This window comes from Pseudomonas sp. RIT778, assembly GCF_019718735.1.
In the GTDB taxonomy this organism is placed as follows: domain Bacteria; phylum Pseudomonadota; class Gammaproteobacteria; order Pseudomonadales; family Pseudomonadaceae; genus Aquipseudomonas; species Aquipseudomonas aphyarum.
On record NZ_JAIHBA010000016.1, the window covers coordinates 17,328 to 36,200 of the forward strand.

The following is an 18,873-nucleotide window of genomic DNA, read 5'->3' on the forward strand; positions in this document are numbered from 1 at the left end:
CATTGAGTAAGGAGCGCATTCATGGCTGTTGGTCTTGGTCCTTTGCCAACGTTGCACCCGGTTGCCGGTTTTGAACTCGGTATCGCTTCGGCCGGCATCAAGCGCCCGGGGCGCAAGGATGTCGTCGTGATGCGTTGCGCCGAAGGTTCCACCGTGGCGGGCGTGTTCACGTTGAACGCTTTCTGTGCAGCGCCGGTGATCCTGGCCAAGAAGCGCGTGCAGAACCCGGTGCGCTACCTGTTGACCAATACCGGTAATGCCAACGCCGGCACCGGCGAGCCGGGCCTGGCTGCTGCCGAGCGCACCACCGCCAAACTGGCCGAGCTGACGGGCGTGGACGCCAGCCAGATCCTGCCGTACTCCACTGGCGTGATCGGCGAGCCGCTGCCGGTCGAGAAGATCGAAGGCGCCTTGCAGGCCGCACTGGACGATCTGTCGGAAAACAACTGGGAAGCTGCCGCCACCGGCATCATGACCACCGACACCCTGCCAAAAGGCGCCAGCCGCCAGTTCCAGCATGACGGCGTGACCATCACCGTCACCGGCATCAGCAAGGGCGCGGGCATGATCCGTCCGAACATGGCGACCATGCTCGGTTACATCGCCACCGACGCCAAAGTCTCCCGTGACGTGTTGCACAACCTGATGCTGGACGGCGCCAACAAGTCGTTCAACCGCATCACCATCGACGGCGACACCTCGACCAACGACTGCTGCATGCTGATCGCCACCGGCAAGGCTGCGCTGCCGGAAATCACCCGTGCCGAAGGCGAGCTGTTCGCCAAGCTGAAACAGGCCGTATTCGAAGTGTGCATGGATGTGGCCCAGGCCATCGTGCGTGACGGCGAAGGCGCGACCAAGTTCGTGACCGTTGAAGTCAACGGCGGCGGCAATCACCAGGAATGCCTGGACGTCGGCTACACCGTGGCCCACTCGCCGCTGATCAAGACTGCACTGTTTGCGTCCGACCCGAACTGGGGCCGCATCCTCGCCGCCGTCGGCCGTGCCGGCGTGCCGGATCTGGACGTGAGCAAGATCGACGTGTTCCTCGGCGACGTGTGCATCGCCAGCCGTGGCGCCCGCGCCGCGACCTACACCGAAGCCCAGGGCTCGGCAGTGATGCAGCAGGAAGAAATCACCATCCGTATCGAACTGGGTCGCGGCGATTGCAGCGAAACCATCTGGACCACCGACCTGTCCCACGAGTACGTGAAGATCAACGCCGAATACCGCACCTGATCCCTGCCGAAGAGGGAGGTCTGCGGACCTCCTTTTCTTCTGTCCCATGAAAGGACCCGAACATGAGCCTTCACCTGATCATCGGCGACAAACTGCTTTCCTCCTGGTCCCTGCGGGCGGCGCTGGCGCTTGAACTGACCGGCGCGCCCTACACCGAAGAACTGGTCAAACTCGGCAAACCCGACACCCGTGAGCGGCTGCTGGCGCACTCGCCGACCGCCAAGGTGCCGCTGCTGAAAACAGCCCGTGGCACCGTCGCCGACTCTCTGGCGATTGCCGAATACCTGGCCGAACAGTTTCCTTCCGAGCAACTCTGGCCCACCGATATCGCCGCCCGTGCCCAGGCCCGATCCGCCTGCGCGCAGATGCACAGCGGCTTTTTCGCCATGCGCAATCACATGCCGTTCAACCTGAGCCACGACGCGCCGCTCAACCCGGTGCCGCCGGAAGTGAAGGTCGATGTCGAGCGCATGCTCGCGCTGTGGGCCGAATGCCGCGCCGTCGCGACCGAGCCTGGGCCTTACCTGTTTGGTCGGGTGTCGCTGGCCGATGCGTTCTTCGCACCGATTGCCGTGCGCCTGCGCACCTATCAGGTGAAGCTGCCGGCCGATGATGAAGCCTATGTTGAAACCGTCTACCAATGGCCGGCCTTCAAGGCCTGGCAAAAGGCAGGACTGGAGGAGTTGCAGTCGTGAAACGTGTACACGTCGCCGCCGCCGTCATTCGTGACGACAGCGGCAAGATTCTGATCGCCCGCCGTGCCGATACCCAGCACCAGGGCGGCCTCTGGGAATTTCCCGGTGGCAAGGTCGAAGCCGACGAGTCGGTGCAAACCGCGTTGTCTCGCGAGCTGCACGAAGAATTGGGCATCGTCGTCGGTGCCGCCCGGCCGCTGATCAAGGTGCGTCATGATTACCCGGACAAGCAGGTGTTGCTGGATGTCTGGGAAGTCTCGAGCTTCACCGGCGAACCCCACGGTGCCGAAGGCCAGCCATTGGCGTGGGTTTCCGCCAAGGAGCTGACGGATTACGAATTCCCGGCGGCCAACCAGCCGATCGTCGCGGCAGCGCGTCTGCCCGCTGAATACCTGATCACCCCGGAAGACCTGGAAACCCCGGCTTTGCTGCGCGGCATCCAGAAGGCGATTGCCGGCGGTATCAAACTGATTCAGTTGCGTGCGCCGAATGGCTATGACCCGAAGTACCGCGATCTGGCGGTAGATGCGGTCGGCCTCTGCGCCGGCAAGGCACAGTTGATGATCAAGGGCCCGTTTGAGTGGCTGGGCGATTTCCCGGCCGCCGGCTGGCACATCACCTCGGCGCAGCTGCGCAAGTACGCGGCGGCGGGGCGTCCGCTGCCGGCAGATCGCTGGTTGGCAGCGTCCTGCCACAACGCTGAAGAACTGGCGCTGGCCGAGCAGATGGGCGTGGATTTCGTCACCCTGTCGCCGGTGCAGCCGACCCAGACTCACCCGGATGCACAGCCGTTGGGCTGGGAGCAGGCTTCGACGCTGATCGAAGGCTTCAGCAAACCGGTGTTTCTGTTGGGCGGAGTCGGCCCGGCGGAGCGCGAAAAAGCGTGGGATGCCGGGGCTCAGGGTGTGGCGGGGATTCGGGCGTTCTGGCCTGAGGTCTGATTTTGTATTGAGGCTGACGTCCCCTTCGCGAGCAAGCCCGCTCCCACAGTTGAGTGCATTCCAACAGGAAGAACTCGGTCAACTGTGGGAGCGGGCTTGCTCCGGGCGGCGTTCCGACGAAGGCAGTTTGTCAGGCGCTACTTTTCTGTGGGTTTTGCTGCCGGCTGCCACAGGATTTCTGCAACACCCTGGCGCCGGGCGATCAGTCTGGCCGCCACAAACAACAGATCCGACAAGCGATTGATGTACGCCAAGCCAACCCCGGCCAACGGTTCGATCGCATTCAAATGCTGACAACGACGTTCGGCACTGCGCGCCAGGCTGCGGCAGACATGCGCTTGGGCAATCAGCATCGAACCGCCCGGCAGAATGAAATTCTCCAGCGGCCCCAATTCCTCGTTCCACACATCAATGGCCGCTTCCAGCCGTTCGATTTCTGCTGTGTTGAGTGCCTGATATTCCGGCATCGCCAGCTCACCGCCAAGGTCGAACAACCGATGTTGGCAAGGCGCTAACACGTCGATCAATTCATTGAGCCCGGGGCAGGTTTCGCGTTCGGCGATCAATCCGGCCAGCAGTACGCCGACCTGACTGTTCAGCGTATCGACCTCGCCAATGGCCTCGATGCGCGGGTGATCCTTGGGCACCCGGCGGCCGTCGCCGAGTCCGGTTTCGCCCTTGTCGCCGGTGCGGGTGTAGATCTTCGACAAGCGAAAGCCCATGGTTTACCTCGGTAGTTGATTGGTTTCGGCGGCGATGGGTGCCGGTTGCGCCAGTGGCAGGCGCAGGGTGAAGCAGGTGCCTTGCCCCGGTGCCGACTGCACTTCCATCTGCCCTTTGTGGTTGTTGGTGATGATGAAGTACGACACCGACAGGCCGAGGCCCGTACCCTGGCCGATTTCCTTGGTGGTGAAGAACGGCTCGAAGGTGCGTTTGCGCACGTTCTCGCTCATGCCGATGCCGTTGTCCTCGACCTGAATCTCGGCCCAGGGCGGATTGAGTCGGGTGCGCAGAGTGATCCGCCCCGGCTCGCTGTCATCTTCGCGCTGGTGGATCGCCTGCGCGGCGTTTTTCAACAGGTTGAGCAGCACCTGTTCGAGTTCGTTGGCAGTGCCGGGTACCGGGCCCAGCGCCGGGTCGAACTGGCGAATGATCGCCTGGCCCTTGAAGTCGAAGCCGATGGCCAGGTCGAAGTCGTTGCCGGCGATTTCCACGGCTTGATCGATCAGAGCCGGCAGGTCGCACGGCGCCATCTGGCGGTTGCTGCGGCGGCTGAAGCTGAGCATGTGGGTGACGATTTTTGCTGCCCGGGCGCCGGCCTGCTGGATGCCGTCGAGCAGTTGCGGGACTTCCCGGCCTTGAAGGTAACGGTTCACGGTATCGAGTTCGATGCCCAGTTGTTCGGCCTGTTCGAGGTTCTTCGGCAGGTCTGGCGACAGACGTCGGCGAATGTTCTGCACGTTGTGCAGGATCGCCCCCAGCGGGTTGTTGATCTCGTGGGCCATGCCGGCGGCGAGGCCACCGACCGACAGCATTTTCTCCGACTGCACCATCATTTCTTCCAGCGACAGGCGCTGGGTGATGTCGTCGATCCGGATCACCACGCCGCGCCCGGCGCCGCCCATCAACGGATAGAAGGTCAGGGCGTAGTGCTTGGGCTCGTCGTCCTTGAACCACGTCACCCGCTCGATTTTCGCCACTGTGTGTTGCTCGACGGTCTGCTTTAGTTGCGGCAGGAACGGCTTGAGCGGCTCGAAGGCGAGGAAGATCGGCTGGTTCAGCGCTTCGTCCAGCCGTGTACCGGAAAGCGCGCTGGCCTCCTGGTTCCACTGCGTGACATAGAGCTGTTCGTCGAGGGCGATCAGCGCCGAGGGCATGGAGTCGATGATGCTGTTGAGGTAGTTCTGGAAGCCGGTGAGTTTCTTCTCGATCTTGCTGCGCACCTGGACTTCCAGTTCCAGCTTGCGGTTGGTGTGGCGGGTTTCTTCGGCCAGCCCCTGGGCCTGATCGTAGGCCGCCTGGGAATCGTCGCGGGCGCGCTTGAGTTGCTGCTCCCGGGCCTCGATGCGCGAGAGCATGGTGTTGAATGCTTCGGCCAGACTGCCGATTTCATCGTGGTTACCCCGGGAGGCGCGCAAGGCGTAGTTCTCCTCGCGGGTCACCTGGCGGGACAGTTCTTCCAGTTGATGGATCGGGCGGGTAATCAGGCGCTTGATCTGCCGGGCGATGACCAGCCACAGCAGCACACTGAAAATCAGGATCCCCAGACTGGCCGTGAGTGTGCCGGTGTAGAACGCGACTGGCAGCTCGCTGCTGGCCACCAACAGCAGGTGGCCCGGCGCAGTACCGGGGCGGGGCAGGGTGATGAGTTGATTGCTGCGAAACTCGGTCAGTTGCCAGGCTTCGATGTGCCGGTAGCGTTCCGGCAGTTTGAGTTTGTCGCCGTGCTGCAGCTGCGCCAGACGTTCGCCTTTGCCGTCATATAAAGCGGCGGCACGCAGCGGGGAATAGCTGTCGAGTTCCTTGAGCAGGCGTTCGGCGCTTTGCGGCGACTGCAAGGCTTCGGCCACCAGACTCGGGTTCGACACCAGCCGGCCGATGGTCTGCAACGCCTGAGGCGCCATGCTTTCCTGGGAAATGTAATAGGCGGCGCTGATAAAGGTCAGGTTGGCGACCAGCAACACAGTGGTCAACAGCACCAGCAGAGCGGCCAGCAGTTTCTGGCCGACCGGCAGGTTTTCGAGACGCTGGCGCAATGGCATCAGGTTTATCGCAGCAAAGGAACAAGTGGCCAGCGTAGCCGCTGCTCAGTCGACGGGCAATCCGAGACTGTGCAGATGAGCGGTCAGTCGCTGTTGCAATTGCTTGAGATGCGGCAGGTTCAACTGATGACGCTCTGCGACCTTGCAGGCATGGCCGAGCAGATAGCTGATCTCGGTGCGGCGCTGGCTGGCCACGTCCTGATACATGGACGAGAAGTTCGCTGCCGTAGCCTGGATCACCCGTTCGACTTCCTGTTGCAGGTTGTCCGCTGCGGCCGGTTGCCCGCAGTTTTCGAGCAGTTCGGTCAGTTCGCCGCACAGCGTGGCGACTTCGCAGTGATGTTGCTGCAAGCCGCCGTTGCGGCAGTCGTGCAGCACCGTCAGCGGATTGATCGCACAGTTGAGCGCCAGCTTGCGCCACAGGCGGGTGAGGATGTCGGCGCTCCATTCATGGGGGATTTTCGCTGCCTCAAGATCGTCCAGCCAGAATGGCGCCACGGGATGGCCGGCGTCGCCCAGCCAGGTGTAGCCATGGCCGGCGAATACCACGCGCCAGTCGCCGTCGCGAAACGCGCCCTCGGTGCTGGAGGCGCTGATGCAGCGGGCCTGCGGGACTTGTGCGGCGACCGCTTCCTGGCTGCCGAGGCCATTCTGCAAAAGAATCAGTTCGGCGTCCGGTGCCAGGCGATGAGCAAGCCCGGCCACGGCCGCTTCGGCGTCGTAGGCCTTGCAGGCCACCAGCAGGCGACGGATGGGGCCGGGACTGTCCGGGGTTTCACCGGGGATTGCGTAACTAGTGGCCACGCCTTGTTCGACGAGGGTCAGGCCGCCCGCCGTTGCATAGTCGTGCAGGCGGTCGATGTCGCGCAGGATCAGCCGGACCGGCAATCCGGCCCGGGCCAGACGCGTGGCCCAGAGCGTGCCGAGACTTCCGGCGCCGAGGACGTGCCAGGGGGTGGACATCAGTTTTTCACTCGGTAAGGTACAGGCATGCAAGGCTCGCCGTGTCGGTGGGAAAAGACCCGTTATAATGAGCCCGATTTTAACCGCAAGCCAAGCGCGCCGCGTCCCGTACGAGCGCGCCTTTTTATTGGAGAGATTACATGCCGTCGTTCGACGTGGTATCCGAACTGGACAAACACGAACTCACCAACGCGGTCGAGAACGCCGTGAAGGAACTCGATCGTCGTTATGACCTGAAAGGCAAGGGCAGCTTTGAATTCAAGGAAAAGGACCTGACCGTCCACCTGACCGCTGAAGCCGATTTCCAGCTGGAAGCGATGATCGAGATCCTCAAGCTGGCCCTGGTCAAGCGCAAGATCGACGTGCAGTGCCTTGAAGTCAAAGACTCCTTCGCTTCGGGCAAACTGATGAAACAGGACGCCGTCCTCAAGGAAGGCATCGACAAGGAGCTGGCGAAGAAAATCGTCGGCCACATCAAGGAAGCCAAGCTCAAGGTGCAGGCCGCCATCCAGGGCGAGCAGGTGCGTGTGACCGGCAAGAAGCGTGACGACCTGCAGGAAGCCATCGCGGCCCTGCGTGCCAAGGAATTCGGCATGCCACTGCAGTTCAACAACTTCCGCGACTAAGCTTTTCGGTCGGGAACCTCTCGGCGTTTAAAGCGTCCGAGGCCCAAGCAACGGCAGAAACGATTGAGCCCTTAACGGCCCGGTCTTTCTGCCGCTGGTTTTTTACAGCCCGGGAAGCCGGCAATCAGGAGATAAAAGATGGATTTGAATGCTGAGGTGGACAACCTGGTCAAGGCGTCCCAGGCGTGGATTCCGATGATCATGGAATACGGCAGCCGTGTGTTGCTGGCGGTGATTACGCTGGCCATCGGCTGGTGGCTGATCAACAAGGTCACGCAAAAGCTCGGCGGCCTGCTGGCCCTGCGCAATGCCGACCTGGCCCTGCAAGGCTTCATCAGCAGCCTGGCCAACATCATTCTCAAGGTTTTGCTGATTGTCAGCGTGGCGTCGATGATCGGCGTCGAGACCACCTCGTTCGTCGCGGCGATCGGTGCGGCAGGCCTGGCCATCGGTCTGGCGTTGCAGGGCAGCCTGGCGAACTTCGCCGGCGGCGTGCTGATTCTGCTGTTCCGTCCGTTCCGCATCGGTGACTGGATCGAAGCCCAGGGTGTGGCAGGTACTGTCGACAGCATCCAGATCTTCCACACCGTGCTGCGCACCGGTGACAACAAGACCATCATCGTCCCGAACGGCAACCTGTCGAACGGCATCATCACCAACACCAACCGTCAGCCAACCCGCAAGGTTGTGTTCGACGTAGGTGTGGATTACGAAGCCGATCTGCAAAAGGCCCGTCAGGTGCTGCTGGATCTGGCCAAGGATGAGCGCGTGTTGCAGGATCCGGCACCTCAGGCCGTTATTTCGACACTGGGTGACAGTTCGATCACTGTTTCTCTGCGCGTGTGGGTTAAAACTGCGGATTACTGGGATGTCATGTTCATGTTTAACGAACAATCCCGTGATCGTTTAAAGACTGCTGGCATTGATATTCCTTTTCCGCAACGAGTGATTCGTGTGGTTCAGGAATCGGCAGTGTAATGATAGGTTGCTAATTAATTGCCTGACTTATCGGTCAGGCATTTATTACAAGTGACAGGCAATAAAAAAGGCCCATCCGAAGATGGGCCTTTTTGTTTTGTTACCGCAACTAACTCGGTGCGATTACAAAAGCGACAGCGGGTAGTCGACGATCAGACGGAACTCTTTGGTATCGCCTTCACCTTCGTCGGCGTTAGCAAAGTGCCAGGCTTGACGAATACGGAAGGACAGGTCTTTGGCCGGGCCAGACTGAACTACGTATTTGGCTTCGAAGTTGGTTTCGTTGTGCTTGCCATCTTCGCCATACAGACCAGCGTAGGCGCTGCCTGCTGGAGTGTGGGTGCCGTCGATGTCCCAGCCTTTAACGTAGCGGGTCATGAAGCTCAGACCTGGAACGCCGTACTCGGCCATTTTGATGTCGTAACGGATCTGGGCAGACTTCTCGCCCGGGGCGTTGAAGTCAGAGTACTGGATGGAGTTGGCGAGGAAGATCGAGTCGCCGCCACGGTTGTTCTTGCCCACGCCGATGTAGTCGAACGGAGTGTCGCCGTTGACCTTCTGGAACGCCAGGGTGATGGTGTGCGCTTTCAGGAACGACAGAGCGGTGGCCAGGGAGAACGCGGTGTTGCTGATGTCACCGGCTTTCGCGCTACCGGTGTCGGTGGTGCGATAGATGTTGAAGTCGGTGTTCAGCGAGGTGTCACCACCGAACGGAGTGGTGAGGTTCACGTTGGCGTAGTACTGGTTCCAGATGTCTTCCAGTTTGGCGCCGTAGAGCGATGCGCTCAGGTTTTCGGTGATGCCGTACTTGCCACCGAAGTAGTCGATGGTGTTGGCTTCAACGCCGGCGTAGGTCGCGTACAGACCGCCTTCACGGGAGTTGCGGTCCTGGCTGGTTGCCGAGTAGAAGTGACCGGCTTCGAGGTCAAGGTCTTTGATCTCGCTGCTCTGCAGTTGGAAACCGCTGGCAGTTTGCGGAAGGATACGGGAGCCGCCGACAGCGAATACCGGAGCGGTGCTAGGCTGCATGTCACCGATTTTCAGCTCGGTTTTCGAAACGCGGAACTTGATGGCAGCGCCGGCTTTGCCTTGGCTGTCGTCAGGGTCGCGGGAACCGTTTGCATTGAATTCGTTGCTGCGGCTCATGTTGCCGGAGCCGCTGGTGCCGGCGCCGCCGTCCAGTTTGATGGCCAGGTAGCCGAATGCATCAACGCCGACGCCAACAGTACCTTGGGTGTAACCGGAGCTGAAGTTGCCCCAGATACCCTGGGTCCAGTCTTTTACGTCACGGGCACCGTCTTTGTTGTCACGGTTGAAGTAATAGTTGCGAATCAGCAAATCAGCTTTCGCGTCTTCAACAAAGCCTTTGGCTTCAGCCTGGTCACTTACGAACGGTGCGGCCGTAGCCATCTGAGTACTGGCAGCTGCTGCAACTGCCAGTGCGATCATGCTCCACTTCATCACGCGCATCGTGATTTGCTCCTTTGGTTTTAGAAGAGTACTGCCGTCCCACCTGTTTTATTATCTGGGCGGCTCTTTCTTTTTGTGTCGGCGCAAACTTATATCACGCCGACAATGTTGGCGATACTTGCGCATCCAACCTTTCAGCTTCTTTACGAGCGTGTCGCAATCGGCTTGGTAGATGTCGCAAATTTACAGTCCAAATGCAATGGGACTGACAACTTCAGCGCTGTTTTACAGGGCTTGAGCATCGGTAAAAAAGAGTCCCTTGGCAAAACGCTTGAATCTCCATCGGGCAACCCTGCCACTATTTTTATGGGGCTCAAGGCATCCACTTCTTGTGGTGCGCTTATAGTCCATATGGGTATGAATGCAACAAGCGTGCACAAACCGCTGAATTGTTCCGGTTTTTTTCAAGGTGCTCGTCTGACGCTGTAAAAACCTCATAAAACCGGGGGCTTCGAGGGCCTTTCAAACAGGCTTGACGCCGTCCTTCGCATGGTGTTGCTCCCTGAAAGTCGCAGCGCGACAACCAAAAACGTTACCGGTTCACCCCGTCGGTGAGTATTCGGCGGATGCCCGACGCACTGAGCGTAGACGCACTGTGCGGTTTTGGTGCAAAAAAATTCAAAGGCTGTACTGAATTCATACAGTTGGGTCGCTGGATGAACGTAAACGCTGAGGTATGAGCGGGTCATTTTGCTCGGTTTATTCGCATTCCCGGTTCCGTCCTGGTGCACGCGAGGCATAAATGTCACATCCCGGAGCGTTGAGGCATTCTTGCTGCAACGCTGTTCGCCGTGAAGCTCACTCCAATCGCAGGTATGCTGCCGTCCAGTCGCTTGGCGCAGCGCATTCACAGCGGGGCGCTAAGCTGAAAACAGGTCATTTCGCCGGGAGTGCGCGCAGTGTTTGCTTTAGATCCACGACTTCAACAGGACACGCTGACCATCGGCGATTTCCCGCTTTGCCGATTGCTGTTGTCCAACGACGCCAACTACCCGTGGTTCATCCTGGTGCCACGCCGCGACGATATCAGCGAGTTGTTTCAGTTGGATGTCGCCGACCAGCAGGCCTTGTGGGAGGAAACCACGGCCCTGGCCGAGGTGCTCAAGGACTCCTTCGACGCCGACAAGATGAATGTGGCGACCCTGGGTAATGTGGTCAGCCAGATGCATATGCATGTGATCGTGCGTAAAAGGGACGACGCCGCCTGGCCGGCACCGGTCTGGGGCAAGCATCCCGCCAAGCCTTACAGTGCCGAGCAAGTGGCCGCGATTCGCGAGCGCCTGCGTCTGGTGCTGGACGAAGAATTCACCTTTCTGGAGGGCTGATCATGAGCCTCGAGCAACGCGTTACCGAGCTGGAAAGTCGTCTGGCATTTCAGGATGACACCATCCAGGCATTGAACGATGTGCTGGTAGAGCAGCAGCGAGTGGTCGAGCGTCTGCAATTGCAGATGGCAGCCGTACTCAAGCGCCAGGAAGAGATGGTGGGGCAGTTCGGTTCTTTCGAAGAAGACGCACCGCCGCCACACTATTGAGAAGTGCGCGGGCACGCTCCCGTGAAAAACGCATTCATTAAAAAACCGCGAACAGCCTGGCTGTTCGCGGTTTTTTTATTGCGGGATACGTGGATCAGCGACGCGGCAGGGCGGCGATCACGTCTTCGGCCTGCAGGCCCTTGTCACGGTTCATCACCGAGAACTCCACACGCTGGCCTTCGACCAGAACGCGGTGGCCTTCGCCACGGATGGCGCGAAAGTGCACGAAAATATCATCGCCGGAATCCCGGGAGATAAAGCCGAAGCCCTTGGAGGTGTTGAACCACTTGACGGTGCCGGTATCGCGATTGCTCATGTCGTAGCTTTGCGCGGCGGCGGCCGGTGAGGATTTGTAGAAGCTGACGGCCAGGTGCAGAACCACGGCGACCAGTGCGATCACCAGGCTGAACAGCACGGCTGGCTGGCCGGCGATGACAGGCATCGGCGCGATCAGGGTCAGGGTTTGCAGGACAACGGTCAGGACCAGCAAAGCGCTGACCAGGTTTTGCAGATGCTGGCGCGGACCTTTGTTCCAGTAAGGGATAACTGGCGCAAGGATCAGGTTCAGCAGGCCGAAAAAGGCCAGGTAAAGTGCATCGGGTTGTTGCAGGTAAGGTACCGCTTCGGACTTCAGGCTGGGTATGAAGGACAGCAGCAAGGCTGCTGCGCCCATTAGCAGGTGGACGATTTTCAACATTTTTATTGACTCACGTTATGACGGCTCACAAGGAAGAGCTGAAGGCGCACGGTTCGCTTCGGAACAATAAAGAGGCGTTGGACACGTGCACGGCATCAGCCTATGCGCAGGCCCGGAAAACGGGGCGTAGCGACACACTGCCTATTTAACAGCAAAGCCTGCGGCTACTCAAATCACGCCGGCCAGCGGCAGCGTGTGGGGCGATTTGTCGCTTCTATCGGGTCGATACGGGGGCTGCGATGCGAGGGAGGCCTTGCTACAGTGAACCGACACCTGCTGGATGAATTCAATCGCCGTTAGGGGGTAAGCATGGCAATCGATATCGGTATCAGTGAAGAAGACCGCAAATCCATCGTCGAAGGGCTCTCGCGCCTGCTGTCGGACACCTACGTGCTGTATCTGAAGACTCACAACTTCCACTGGAACGTCACCGGGCCGATGTTCCGGACCCTGCATCTGATGTTCGAGGAGCAATACAACGAACTGGCCCTGGCGGTGGATTCGATCGCCGAACGGATCCGGGCGCTGGGCTTTCCGGCGCCGGGCGCGTACGCGACCTATGCGCGCCTGTCTTCTATTAAGGAAGAGGAGGGCGTGCCGAGTGCCGAGGACATGATCAAACAATTGGTCGAGGGGCAGGAAGCGGTCACGCGCACGGCGCGGGGGATTTTCCCTCTGCTGGACAAGGTCAGTGACGAACCGACAGCCGACCTTCTGACCCAGCGCATGCAGGTTCACGAGAAAACCGCGTGGATGCTTCGCGCACTGCTCGAGGCCTGATGACGGAAAGCGCACGGATCCTTCGTTCGTGCGCTTTTCTCTTTTTTGCCCGGAAAAATCATTCGCGACGGTAGGAAACAAGGAAGACGACCCGCCGCTCCATGATCCTCCGTATCGCGTTGGCTTATCCTACGTGGATGGTCAAAAAGTCATCTGGATCTGCCTTTGCACCTGCGCTTTTAATGAGGTCACAGGAACTCGCCTTGATCACAGGCGCAGAAATGGCAAAGGAGTGTCAGCGATATGGAAGGTGGAGACAGGCGAGGCGACATTGCTGTCGGTTTGCAGCAGGACAGATTCGGGGAGCCGTTTCTCGGCGGGTTCGACATGGCGTTGACTCGGCCGCTGTCCCGATCGGTACGCTTGAACGGGTTCGCGACCTGCATGCGGCTGGAGCAGGTTTACTGGAACATCCTGGGCCGGATGGCCGAGGACAATTGCTGTTCGGTCGGCACGTTGTTGTCCCGTGTCGATCGTGAAGTTCACCTGCGCCATGGCGGGGTGAAAAACTTCAGCGGTCTGGTGCGGGTGGTGTGTGTGGTGCATGGCCTGCGGGATTCTCCGGGGATGCACGACGCGGGTTGTCACTGACAAGACGGCCTGTGCAGTCTTCCGGCTGCACAGGCCGCATTTAATGGATATAATCCCGCTCTTTCGCCGCACAGCCCTGCGCGTGCTGGCAATCTGATTGCCGAGACAACCCCATGCCGATGTACGATTACCAATGTGCTTCCTGTGGTCATCAGTTGGAAGCCATTCAAAAGATCAGCGACGCACCACTGGTCGATTGCCCTGCCTGCCAGGCGCCGGAACTCAAGAAGCAGCTGTCGATGCCGGGCTTTCGCCTCAGCGGCAGCGGCTGGTACGAAACCGATTTCAAGACCGGCGCGAAGAAGAATCTGGCCGGTGGCGACAAATCTGACTAGGGTTCAAACCCAGGTCGAACGACACGCGCGAGTTTCCACACGTTGCACAGTGCTTGAGTGCAGCGGGATCTCCACCGAATTTCGAATTACGAGAAGCGAACCACTACCATGATGCGCAGCCATTATTGCGGCCAACTGAACGAAAGCCTGGAAGGCCAGGAAATTACCCTTTGCGGATGGGTTCACCGTCGTCGCGACCACGGCGGGGTGATTTTCCTCGATATCCGTGATCGTGACGGTCTGGCCCAGGTAGTGTTCGATCCGGATCGCGCCGAGAGCTTCGCCGCCGCCGATCGCGTGCGCAGCGAATACGTCGTGAAGATCACCGGCAAGGTGCGTCTGCGTCCGGCCGGTGCCACCAACGCCAACATGGCGTCGGGCATGATCGAAGTGCTGGGCTACGAGCTCGAAGTGCTGAACGAGTCGGAAACCCCGCCGTTCCCGCTGAACGAGTTCTCCGACGTCGGCGAAGAAACCCGTCTGCGCTATCGCTTCCTGGACCTGCGTCGTCCGGAAATGGCCGAGAAGCTGCGTCTGCGTTCGCGCATGACCACCAGCATCCGTCGCTACCTGGACGAGAACGGCTTCCTCGACGTCGAAACGCCGATCCTGACCCGTGCCACTCCGGAAGGCGCGCGCGACTACCTCGTACCGAGCCGTACCCACGCCGGTTCGTTCTTCGCGCTGCCGCAATCGCCACAGCTGTTCAAGCAACTGCTGATGGTTGCCGGCTTCGACCGCTACTACCAGATCGCCAAGTGCTTCCGCGACGAAGACCTGCGTGCCGACCGTCAGCCTGAGTTCACTCAGATCGACATCGAGACCAGCTTCCTCGACGAAAAAGACATCATGGGCCTGACCGAAGGCATGATCCGCAACCTGTTCAAGGAAGTGCTGGATCTGGAATTCGGCGAATTCCCGCACATGACCTTCGAAGAAGCCATGCGCCGTTACGGTTCCGACAAACCGGACCTGCGTAACCCGCTGGAACTGGTCGACGTGGCCGATCAGCTGAAAGAAGTTGATTTCAAGGTCTTCAGCGGCCCTGCCAACGATCCGAAATGCCGTATCGCCGCACTGCGCGTTCCAGGCGGGGCGAGCATGCCGCGCAAGCAGATCGACGACTACACCAAGTTCGTCGGCATCTACGGTGCCAAGGGCCTGGCGTACATCAAGGTCAACGAGCGTGCTGCCGGTGTTGACGGTCTGCAATCGCCGATCGTGAAAAACATCCCGGAAGCCAACCTGAACGTGATCCTCGATCGCGTCGGCGCAGTCGACGGCGACATTGTGTTCTTCGGCGCTGACAAGGCCAAGATCGTCAGCGAAGCCCTGGGCGCGCTGCGTATCAAGCTCGGTCACGACCTGAAGCTGCTGACCTGCGAATGGGCTCCAATGTGGGTCGTCGACTTCCCGATGTTCGAAGAGAACGACGACGGCAGCTTCTCCGCATTGCACCACCCGTTCACCGCACCGAAGTGCTCGCCGGAAGAGCTGGAAGCCAACCCGGCTGGCGCTCTGTCCCGTGCCTACGACATGGTGCTGAACGGCACCGAGCTGGGTGGCGGTTCGATCCGTATCCACCGCAAAGAGATGCAACAGGCGGTCTTCCGTCTGCTGGGCATCAACGAAGCGGAACAGGAAGAGAAGTTCGGCTTCCTGCTCGACGCCCTGAAATACGGCGCGCCGCCGCACGGTGGTCTGGCCTTCGGTCTGGACCGTCTGGTGATGCTGATGACCGGCGCCCAGTCGATCCGTGAAGTGATCGCCTTCCCGAAAACCCAGAGTGCTGCCGATGTGATGACGCAGGCGCCGGGTGTCGTGGATGCGAAGGCATTGCGCGAATTGCACATTCGTTTGCGCGAAACGCCAAAGGCCGAGTAAGACGGGCCTGAAGGCGCATCTTCGGATGCGCCTTTTTTCTTTCTGCAGTGATTGAAAACAAGATTTTTTTGCTGGCCGATGCACCTGCACGGCGGGCATTGTTCAAGAGAATTCGGAGCGAGTTATGGCAGGTCATTCCAAGTGGGCGAACATCAAGCACCGCAAAGAACGCCAGGATGCCAAGAGAGGCAAGATCTTCACCAAGTGGATCCGCGAACTGACCGTTGCGGCCCGTCAGGGCGGCGGTGATCCGGGTTCCAACCCGCGTCTGCGTCTGGCACTGGACAAGGCGCTGGGCGCCAACATGAGCCGGGACATCATCGACCGTGCCGTGGCTCGTGGCGCCGGTGCGACCGAAGCCGACAACGTTGAAGAACTGACCTACGAAGGTTACGGCCCGGGTGGCGTGGCGGTGATGGTCGAGTGCATGACCGACAACCGCAACCGTACCGCAGCGGCCGTGCGCCACGCGTTCAGCAAGTGTGGCGGCAACCTTGGTACTGACGGTTCGGTAGCCTATCTGTTCGAACGCAAGGGCCAGATCAGCTTTGCCCCGGGCGTCGACGAAGACGCACTGACGGAAGCGGCACTGGAAGCCGATGCCGACGACGTGGTCAGCCACGAAGACGGCTCGATCGACGTGTTCACTTCGTTCACCAGTTTCTACGCGGTACGCAATGCCCTGGAAGCCGCCGGCTTCAAGGGTGATGACGCGGAAATCGTCATGCAGCCGACCACCAGCGCCGAACTGGATCTGGAGGGCGCGGAGAAGGTGCTCAAGCTGATCGACATGCTGGAAGACCTGGACGACGTGCAGAACGTCTACTCCAACGCGGACATTCCGGAAGACGTGGCCGCTCAGCTCGGTTGAGAGCGACTACGATTCAATGTGGGAGATTCCGTGTTTGAGGCTTACCCTCAAGCACGGGATCTCCCACATTTGTTTTTGTGTTTTTTCGAACCAGCAGGCTTATGACTTTAATTCTTGGTATCGACCCCGGTTCGCGCATTACCGGTTACGGCATTGTTCGCGATACCGGACGCGGCGGTTGTATCTATGTCGCCTCGGGTTGTATCCGCACCGGTGCCGGTGAGCTGCATGAGCGGTTGCAGATCGTCTATCGCGGCGTGCGGGAAATCATCCAGACCTACGGCCCGGTCACCATGGGCATCGAAAAGGTGTTCATGGCAAAAAACGCCGACTCGGCGCTCAAGCTCGGGCAGGCCCGTGGGGCCGCTATCGTTGCCGGCGCCGAAGAAAGCCTGGAGATCGCCGAGTACACGGCCACTCAGGTCAAGCAGGCTGTGGTGGGAACTGGCGCTGCCAATAAAGAGCAGGTGCAGATGATGGTCATGCACATGCTCAAGCTGACCAGCAAACCGCAAATCGACGCTTCGGATGCCCTGGCGATTGCCATTTGTCACGCCCACACCCGCTCCAGTCTGTTGCCGCATGGCCTGGGAACAGCACGCAGTCGTGGCGGGCGCCTGCGTCTCTGATAGCATCAGCAGTCAATTTCACGGAATGTGGATTGCGCGCCTGGGTCGTCGGCCGTCAATCCATGTTCTGTCGGTCGCCAGCCCACGGCTGGCCAACGCTCAAGGATCTGAAACGTGATTGGACGCTTGCGCGGCACTCTGGCTGAGAAACAGCCGCCGCACCTGATTCTGGATGTAAACGGCCTCGGGTATGAGCTGGAAGTGCCCATGACCACCCTTTATCGTCTGCCGTCGGTCGGTGAACCGCTGACCTTGCACACCCATTTGGTCGTACGCGAAGACGCGCAGTTACTCTATGGTTTTGCCGGCAAGCGTGAGCGAGACTTTTTTCGCGAGTTGATCCGTCTCAATGGTGTGGGGCCGAAACTGGCCCTGGCCTTGATGTCGAGTCTGGAAGTCGATGAGCTGATCCGCTGCGTGCAATCCCAGGACACCTCGGCGCTGACCAAGGTGCCGGGCGTGGGCAAGAAAACCGCCGAGCGCCTGCTGGTCGAGCTCAAGGATCGCTTCAAGGCCTGGGAAACCTCGCCGGCCATGTTCGCACTGGTGCCGAACCAGCCGGACGGCCCGGCGCCGGTCAACACCGCCGAGAACGATGCGGTCAGCGCGCTGATTTCCCTGGGCTACAAGCCACAGGAAGCGAGCAAGGCGATTTCCGCGATCAAAGAGAAAGGCCTGAGCAGCGAAGACATGATTCGACGCGCCCTGAAGGGAATGATTTAAGTGATTGAAGCTGATCGTCTGATCGCCGCCACGCACAGTCCGCGTGAGCGCGAAGAAGTCCAGGATCGGGCGATACGTCCCGTCAGCCTGGCCGAATACATCGGCCAGCCGACCGTTCGCGAGCAGATGGAACTGTTTATCCAGGCCGCCCGTGGCCGTAGCGAATCCCTCGACCACACCCTGATCTTCGGTCCGCCGGGGCTGGGTAAAACCACGCTGGCCAACATCATCGCCCAGGAAATGGGCGTGTCGATCAAGAGCACTTCCGGCCCGGTGCTGGAACGTCCGGGGGATCTGGCAGCGCTGTTGACCAACCTTGAGCCGCACGATGTGCTGTTCATCGATGAAATCCATCGCCTGTCGCCGATCGTCGAAGAAGTGCTGTACCCGGCGATGGAAGACTTCCAGCTCGACATCATGATCGGTGAAGGGCCGGCGGCGCGTTCGATCAAGCTCGATCTGCCGCCGTTCACCTTGGTCGGCGCGACCACGCGGGCGGGCATGTTGACCAACCCGTTGCGTGACCGTTTCGGTATTGTCCAGCGTCTCGAGTTCTACAGCACCGCCGACCTGGCGACGATTGTCAGCCGTTCGGCGAGCATCCTCGGCCTGCCGCTGGATCCGGAAGGGGCGTTCGAGATTGCACGTCGTGCACGTGGTACGCCGCGAATCGCCAACCGACTGTTGCGTCGGGTGCGGGATTTCGCTGAAGTCCGGGCCAAGGGCCACATTACCAAGTCTGTCGCGGATCTGGCGCTGAACCTGCTGGATGTCGACGAACATGGCTTCGATCATCAGGACCGGCGTCTGCTGTTGACCATGATCGAGAAATTCGACGGCGGTCCGGTGGGCATCGACAGCCTGGCGGCGGCAATCAGCGAAGAGCGCCACACCATTGAAGACGTGCTGGAGCCATACCTGATTCAGCAGGGTTACATCATGCGGACGCCGCGGGGCAGGGTGGTTACCCGTCACGCGTACCTGCATTTTGGTTTAAACATTCCGACACGAATGGGCGAAATGCCCGTGGTAGACGAGTTTCTCGATGCCGTGGACGATTGATACACATTTATTGTCGATTTATTCAGCGTTTGTACTGTCACAGGACGGTACTTTTGCGGTAAAGCCTTCCAACAATGAAAAACAGTTGCCTGG

21 protein-coding genes are annotated in these 18,873 nt (G+C 59.9%); 16 read left to right on the forward strand and 5 right to left on the reverse strand.

The annotated features are described in order from the left end of the window. Positions 1-21 precede the first annotated feature (21 nt). The 3 genes from argJ to K5E37_RS12115 all read left to right on the forward strand — a co-directional run bounded on the left by argJ (position 22) and on the right by K5E37_RS12115 (position 2,875). Entirely contained in the window at positions 22-1,239 is a 1,218-nt protein-coding gene (gene argJ, locus K5E37_RS12105; RefSeq protein ID WP_085606632.1) for a bifunctional glutamate N-acetyltransferase/amino-acid acetyltransferase ArgJ, read from the forward strand. A gap of 62 nt (positions 1,240-1,301) precedes the next feature. Continuing rightward, on the forward strand, positions 1,302-1,934 hold the full coding sequence (locus K5E37_RS12110; RefSeq protein ID WP_221533951.1) for a glutathione S-transferase family protein: 633 nt from the start codon (positions 1,302-1,304) through the stop codon (positions 1,932-1,934). Continuing rightward, positions 1,931-2,875: a Nudix family hydrolase gene (locus K5E37_RS12115; protein WP_221533952.1), complete on the forward strand. Its 945-nt coding sequence runs from the start codon at positions 1,931-1,933 to the stop codon at positions 2,873-2,875. Before K5E37_RS12110 ends, K5E37_RS12115 begins: the two co-directional genes overlap by 4 nt. A gap of 137 nt (positions 2,876-3,012) precedes the next feature. Here the strand turns inward: K5E37_RS12115 and K5E37_RS12120 are convergent, their stop codons facing one another. From K5E37_RS12120 to K5E37_RS12130, 3 genes are read right to left on the reverse strand one after another with little or no spacing between them, the layout of a single operon-like run. Further along, a complete protein-coding gene (locus tag K5E37_RS12120) occupies positions 3,013-3,597 on the reverse strand; it encodes a cob(I)yrinic acid a,c-diamide adenosyltransferase (protein WP_221533953.1) in 585 nt (194 codons plus the stop codon). A 3-nt stretch (positions 3,598-3,600) separates the two neighbouring features. Next, a complete protein-coding gene (locus tag K5E37_RS12125) occupies positions 3,601-5,637 on the reverse strand; it encodes a HAMP domain-containing sensor histidine kinase (RefSeq protein WP_085745209.1) in 2,037 nt (678 codons plus the stop codon). Between the two features lie 45 nt (positions 5,638-5,682). Continuing rightward, the gene (locus K5E37_RS12130) at positions 5,683-6,600 is read right to left on the reverse strand and encodes a putative 2-dehydropantoate 2-reductase (RefSeq protein WP_221533954.1); all 918 of its coding nucleotides are present in this window, start codon (positions 6,598-6,600) and stop codon (positions 5,683-5,685) included. A 140-nt stretch (positions 6,601-6,740) separates the two neighbouring features. Between K5E37_RS12130 and K5E37_RS12135 the strand changes: the two genes are divergently transcribed. Together K5E37_RS12135 and K5E37_RS12140 are read left to right on the forward strand one after the other, a co-directional pair. Beyond that, positions 6,741-7,226 (forward strand): YajQ family cyclic di-GMP-binding protein, encoded by a 486-nt coding sequence (locus K5E37_RS12135; RefSeq protein ID WP_007951218.1) that lies wholly within the window; start codon positions 6,741-6,743, stop codon positions 7,224-7,226. Positions 7,227-7,364: 138 nt separating this feature from the next. After that, entirely contained in the window at positions 7,365-8,204 is an 840-nt protein-coding gene (locus K5E37_RS12140) for a mechanosensitive ion channel family protein (RefSeq protein ID WP_064599011.1), read from the forward strand. 123 nt (positions 8,205-8,327) lie between these two features. Here the strand turns inward: K5E37_RS12140 and K5E37_RS12145 are convergent, their stop codons facing one another. After that, positions 8,328-9,674 carry an OprD family porin gene (locus tag K5E37_RS12145; protein WP_085606620.1) on the reverse strand — a complete coding sequence of 449 codons (1,347 nt, stop codon included), beginning with the start codon at positions 9,672-9,674 and terminating at the stop codon, positions 8,328-8,330. A gap of 75 nt (positions 9,675-9,749) precedes the next feature. On the opposite strand from K5E37_RS12145, the gene K5E37_RS12150 reads away from it, so the two are divergent. From K5E37_RS12150 to K5E37_RS12160, 3 genes are all read left to right on the forward strand, one after another. Next, a complete protein-coding gene (locus K5E37_RS12150; protein WP_139834488.1) occupies positions 9,750-10,103 on the forward strand; it encodes a hypothetical protein in 354 nt (117 codons plus the stop codon). A 470-nt stretch (positions 10,104-10,573) separates the two neighbouring features. Continuing rightward, positions 10,574-10,999, forward strand: coding sequence for an HIT domain-containing protein (locus tag K5E37_RS12155; RefSeq protein WP_085606618.1), 426 nt, complete (start codon positions 10,574-10,576; stop codon positions 10,997-10,999). Positions 11,000-11,001: 2 nt separating this feature from the next. Further along, positions 11,002-11,208, forward strand: a complete 207-nt coding sequence (locus tag K5E37_RS12160) for a SlyX family protein (RefSeq protein WP_007951214.1) — start codon at positions 11,002-11,004, stop codon at positions 11,206-11,208. 94 nt (positions 11,209-11,302) lie between these two features. On the opposite strand, the gene K5E37_RS29580 is transcribed toward K5E37_RS12160, so the two are convergent. After that, positions 11,303-11,905: a cold-shock protein gene (locus tag K5E37_RS29580; RefSeq protein WP_007951213.1), complete on the reverse strand. Its 603-nt coding sequence runs from the start codon at positions 11,903-11,905 to the stop codon at positions 11,303-11,305. Positions 11,906-12,214: 309 nt separating this feature from the next. On the opposite strand from K5E37_RS29580, the gene K5E37_RS12170 reads away from it, so the two are divergent. The 8 genes from K5E37_RS12170 (at position 12,215) to ruvB (ending at position 18,780) form a co-directional block, all read left to right on the forward strand. Then, positions 12,215-12,685 (forward strand): Dps family protein, encoded by a 471-nt coding sequence (locus K5E37_RS12170; protein WP_007951212.1) that lies wholly within the window; start codon positions 12,215-12,217, stop codon positions 12,683-12,685. A 243-nt stretch (positions 12,686-12,928) separates the two neighbouring features. Continuing rightward, on the forward strand, positions 12,929-13,276 hold the full coding sequence (locus K5E37_RS12175) for a ribbon-helix-helix domain-containing protein (RefSeq protein WP_007951211.1): 348 nt from the start codon (positions 12,929-12,931) through the stop codon (positions 13,274-13,276). 113 nt (positions 13,277-13,389) lie between these two features. Continuing rightward, positions 13,390-13,611 carry an FmdB family zinc ribbon protein gene (locus K5E37_RS12180; RefSeq protein ID WP_007951210.1) on the forward strand — a complete coding sequence of 74 codons (222 nt, stop codon included), beginning with the start codon at positions 13,390-13,392 and terminating at the stop codon, positions 13,609-13,611. Between the two features lie 108 nt (positions 13,612-13,719). Continuing rightward, the gene (gene aspS, locus K5E37_RS12185) at positions 13,720-15,495 is read left to right on the forward strand and encodes an aspartate--tRNA ligase (RefSeq protein ID WP_007951209.1); all 1,776 of its coding nucleotides are present in this window, start codon (positions 13,720-13,722) and stop codon (positions 15,493-15,495) included. Between the two features lie 124 nt (positions 15,496-15,619). Next, positions 15,620-16,366, forward strand: a complete 747-nt coding sequence (locus K5E37_RS12190) for a YebC/PmpR family DNA-binding transcriptional regulator (protein WP_003227527.1) — start codon at positions 15,620-15,622, stop codon at positions 16,364-16,366. Positions 16,367-16,467: 101 nt separating this feature from the next. Then, positions 16,468-16,995, forward strand: a complete 528-nt coding sequence (ruvC, locus tag K5E37_RS12195; protein WP_007951206.1) for a crossover junction endodeoxyribonuclease RuvC — start codon at positions 16,468-16,470, stop codon at positions 16,993-16,995. A gap of 114 nt (positions 16,996-17,109) precedes the next feature. Next, positions 17,110-17,718 (forward strand): Holliday junction branch migration protein RuvA, encoded by a 609-nt coding sequence (gene ruvA, locus K5E37_RS12200; RefSeq protein WP_007951205.1) that lies wholly within the window; start codon positions 17,110-17,112, stop codon positions 17,716-17,718. Beyond that, on the forward strand, positions 17,719-18,780 hold the full coding sequence (gene ruvB, locus K5E37_RS12205) for a Holliday junction branch migration DNA helicase RuvB (RefSeq protein ID WP_085606616.1): 1,062 nt from the start codon (positions 17,719-17,721) through the stop codon (positions 18,778-18,780). Positions 18,781-18,873 lie beyond the last annotated feature (93 nt).

Coding starts and splice junctions, on each gene's coding strand:
- K5E37_RS12170 (WP_007951212.1), top strand. CDS start 12,215: ATGGCAATCGATATCGGTATCAGTGAAGAAGACCGCAAATCCATCGTC.
- K5E37_RS12130 (WP_221533954.1), bottom strand. CDS start 6,600: ATGTCCACCCCCTGGCACGTCCTCGGCGCCGGAAGTCTCGGCACGCTC.
- aspS (WP_007951209.1), top strand. CDS start 13,720: ATGATGCGCAGCCATTATTGCGGCCAACTGAACGAAAGCCTGGAAGGC.
- K5E37_RS29580 (WP_007951213.1), bottom strand. CDS start 11,905: ATGTTGAAAATCGTCCACCTGCTAATGGGCGCAGCAGCCTTGCTGCTG.
- K5E37_RS12145 (WP_085606620.1), bottom strand. CDS start 9,674: ATGCGCGTGATGAAGTGGAGCATGATCGCACTGGCAGTTGCAGCAGCT.
- K5E37_RS12140 (WP_064599011.1), top strand. CDS start 7,365: ATGGATTTGAATGCTGAGGTGGACAACCTGGTCAAGGCGTCCCAGGCG.
- K5E37_RS12175 (WP_007951211.1), top strand. CDS start 12,929: ATGGAAGGTGGAGACAGGCGAGGCGACATTGCTGTCGGTTTGCAGCAG.
- K5E37_RS12135 (WP_007951218.1), top strand. CDS start 6,741: ATGCCGTCGTTCGACGTGGTATCCGAACTGGACAAACACGAACTCACC.
- K5E37_RS12160 (WP_007951214.1), top strand. CDS start 11,002: ATGAGCCTCGAGCAACGCGTTACCGAGCTGGAAAGTCGTCTGGCATTT.
- K5E37_RS12180 (WP_007951210.1), top strand. CDS start 13,390: ATGCCGATGTACGATTACCAATGTGCTTCCTGTGGTCATCAGTTGGAA.
- K5E37_RS12190 (WP_003227527.1), top strand. CDS start 15,620: ATGGCAGGTCATTCCAAGTGGGCGAACATCAAGCACCGCAAAGAACGC.
- argJ (WP_085606632.1), top strand. CDS start 22: ATGGCTGTTGGTCTTGGTCCTTTGCCAACGTTGCACCCGGTTGCCGGT.
- K5E37_RS12110 (WP_221533951.1), top strand. CDS start 1,302: ATGAGCCTTCACCTGATCATCGGCGACAAACTGCTTTCCTCCTGGTCC.
- K5E37_RS12120 (WP_221533953.1), bottom strand. CDS start 3,597: ATGGGCTTTCGCTTGTCGAAGATCTACACCCGCACCGGCGACAAGGGC.
- K5E37_RS12125 (WP_085745209.1), bottom strand. CDS start 5,637: ATGCCATTGCGCCAGCGTCTCGAAAACCTGCCGGTCGGCCAGAAACTG.
- ruvC (WP_007951206.1), top strand. CDS start 16,468: ATGACTTTAATTCTTGGTATCGACCCCGGTTCGCGCATTACCGGTTAC.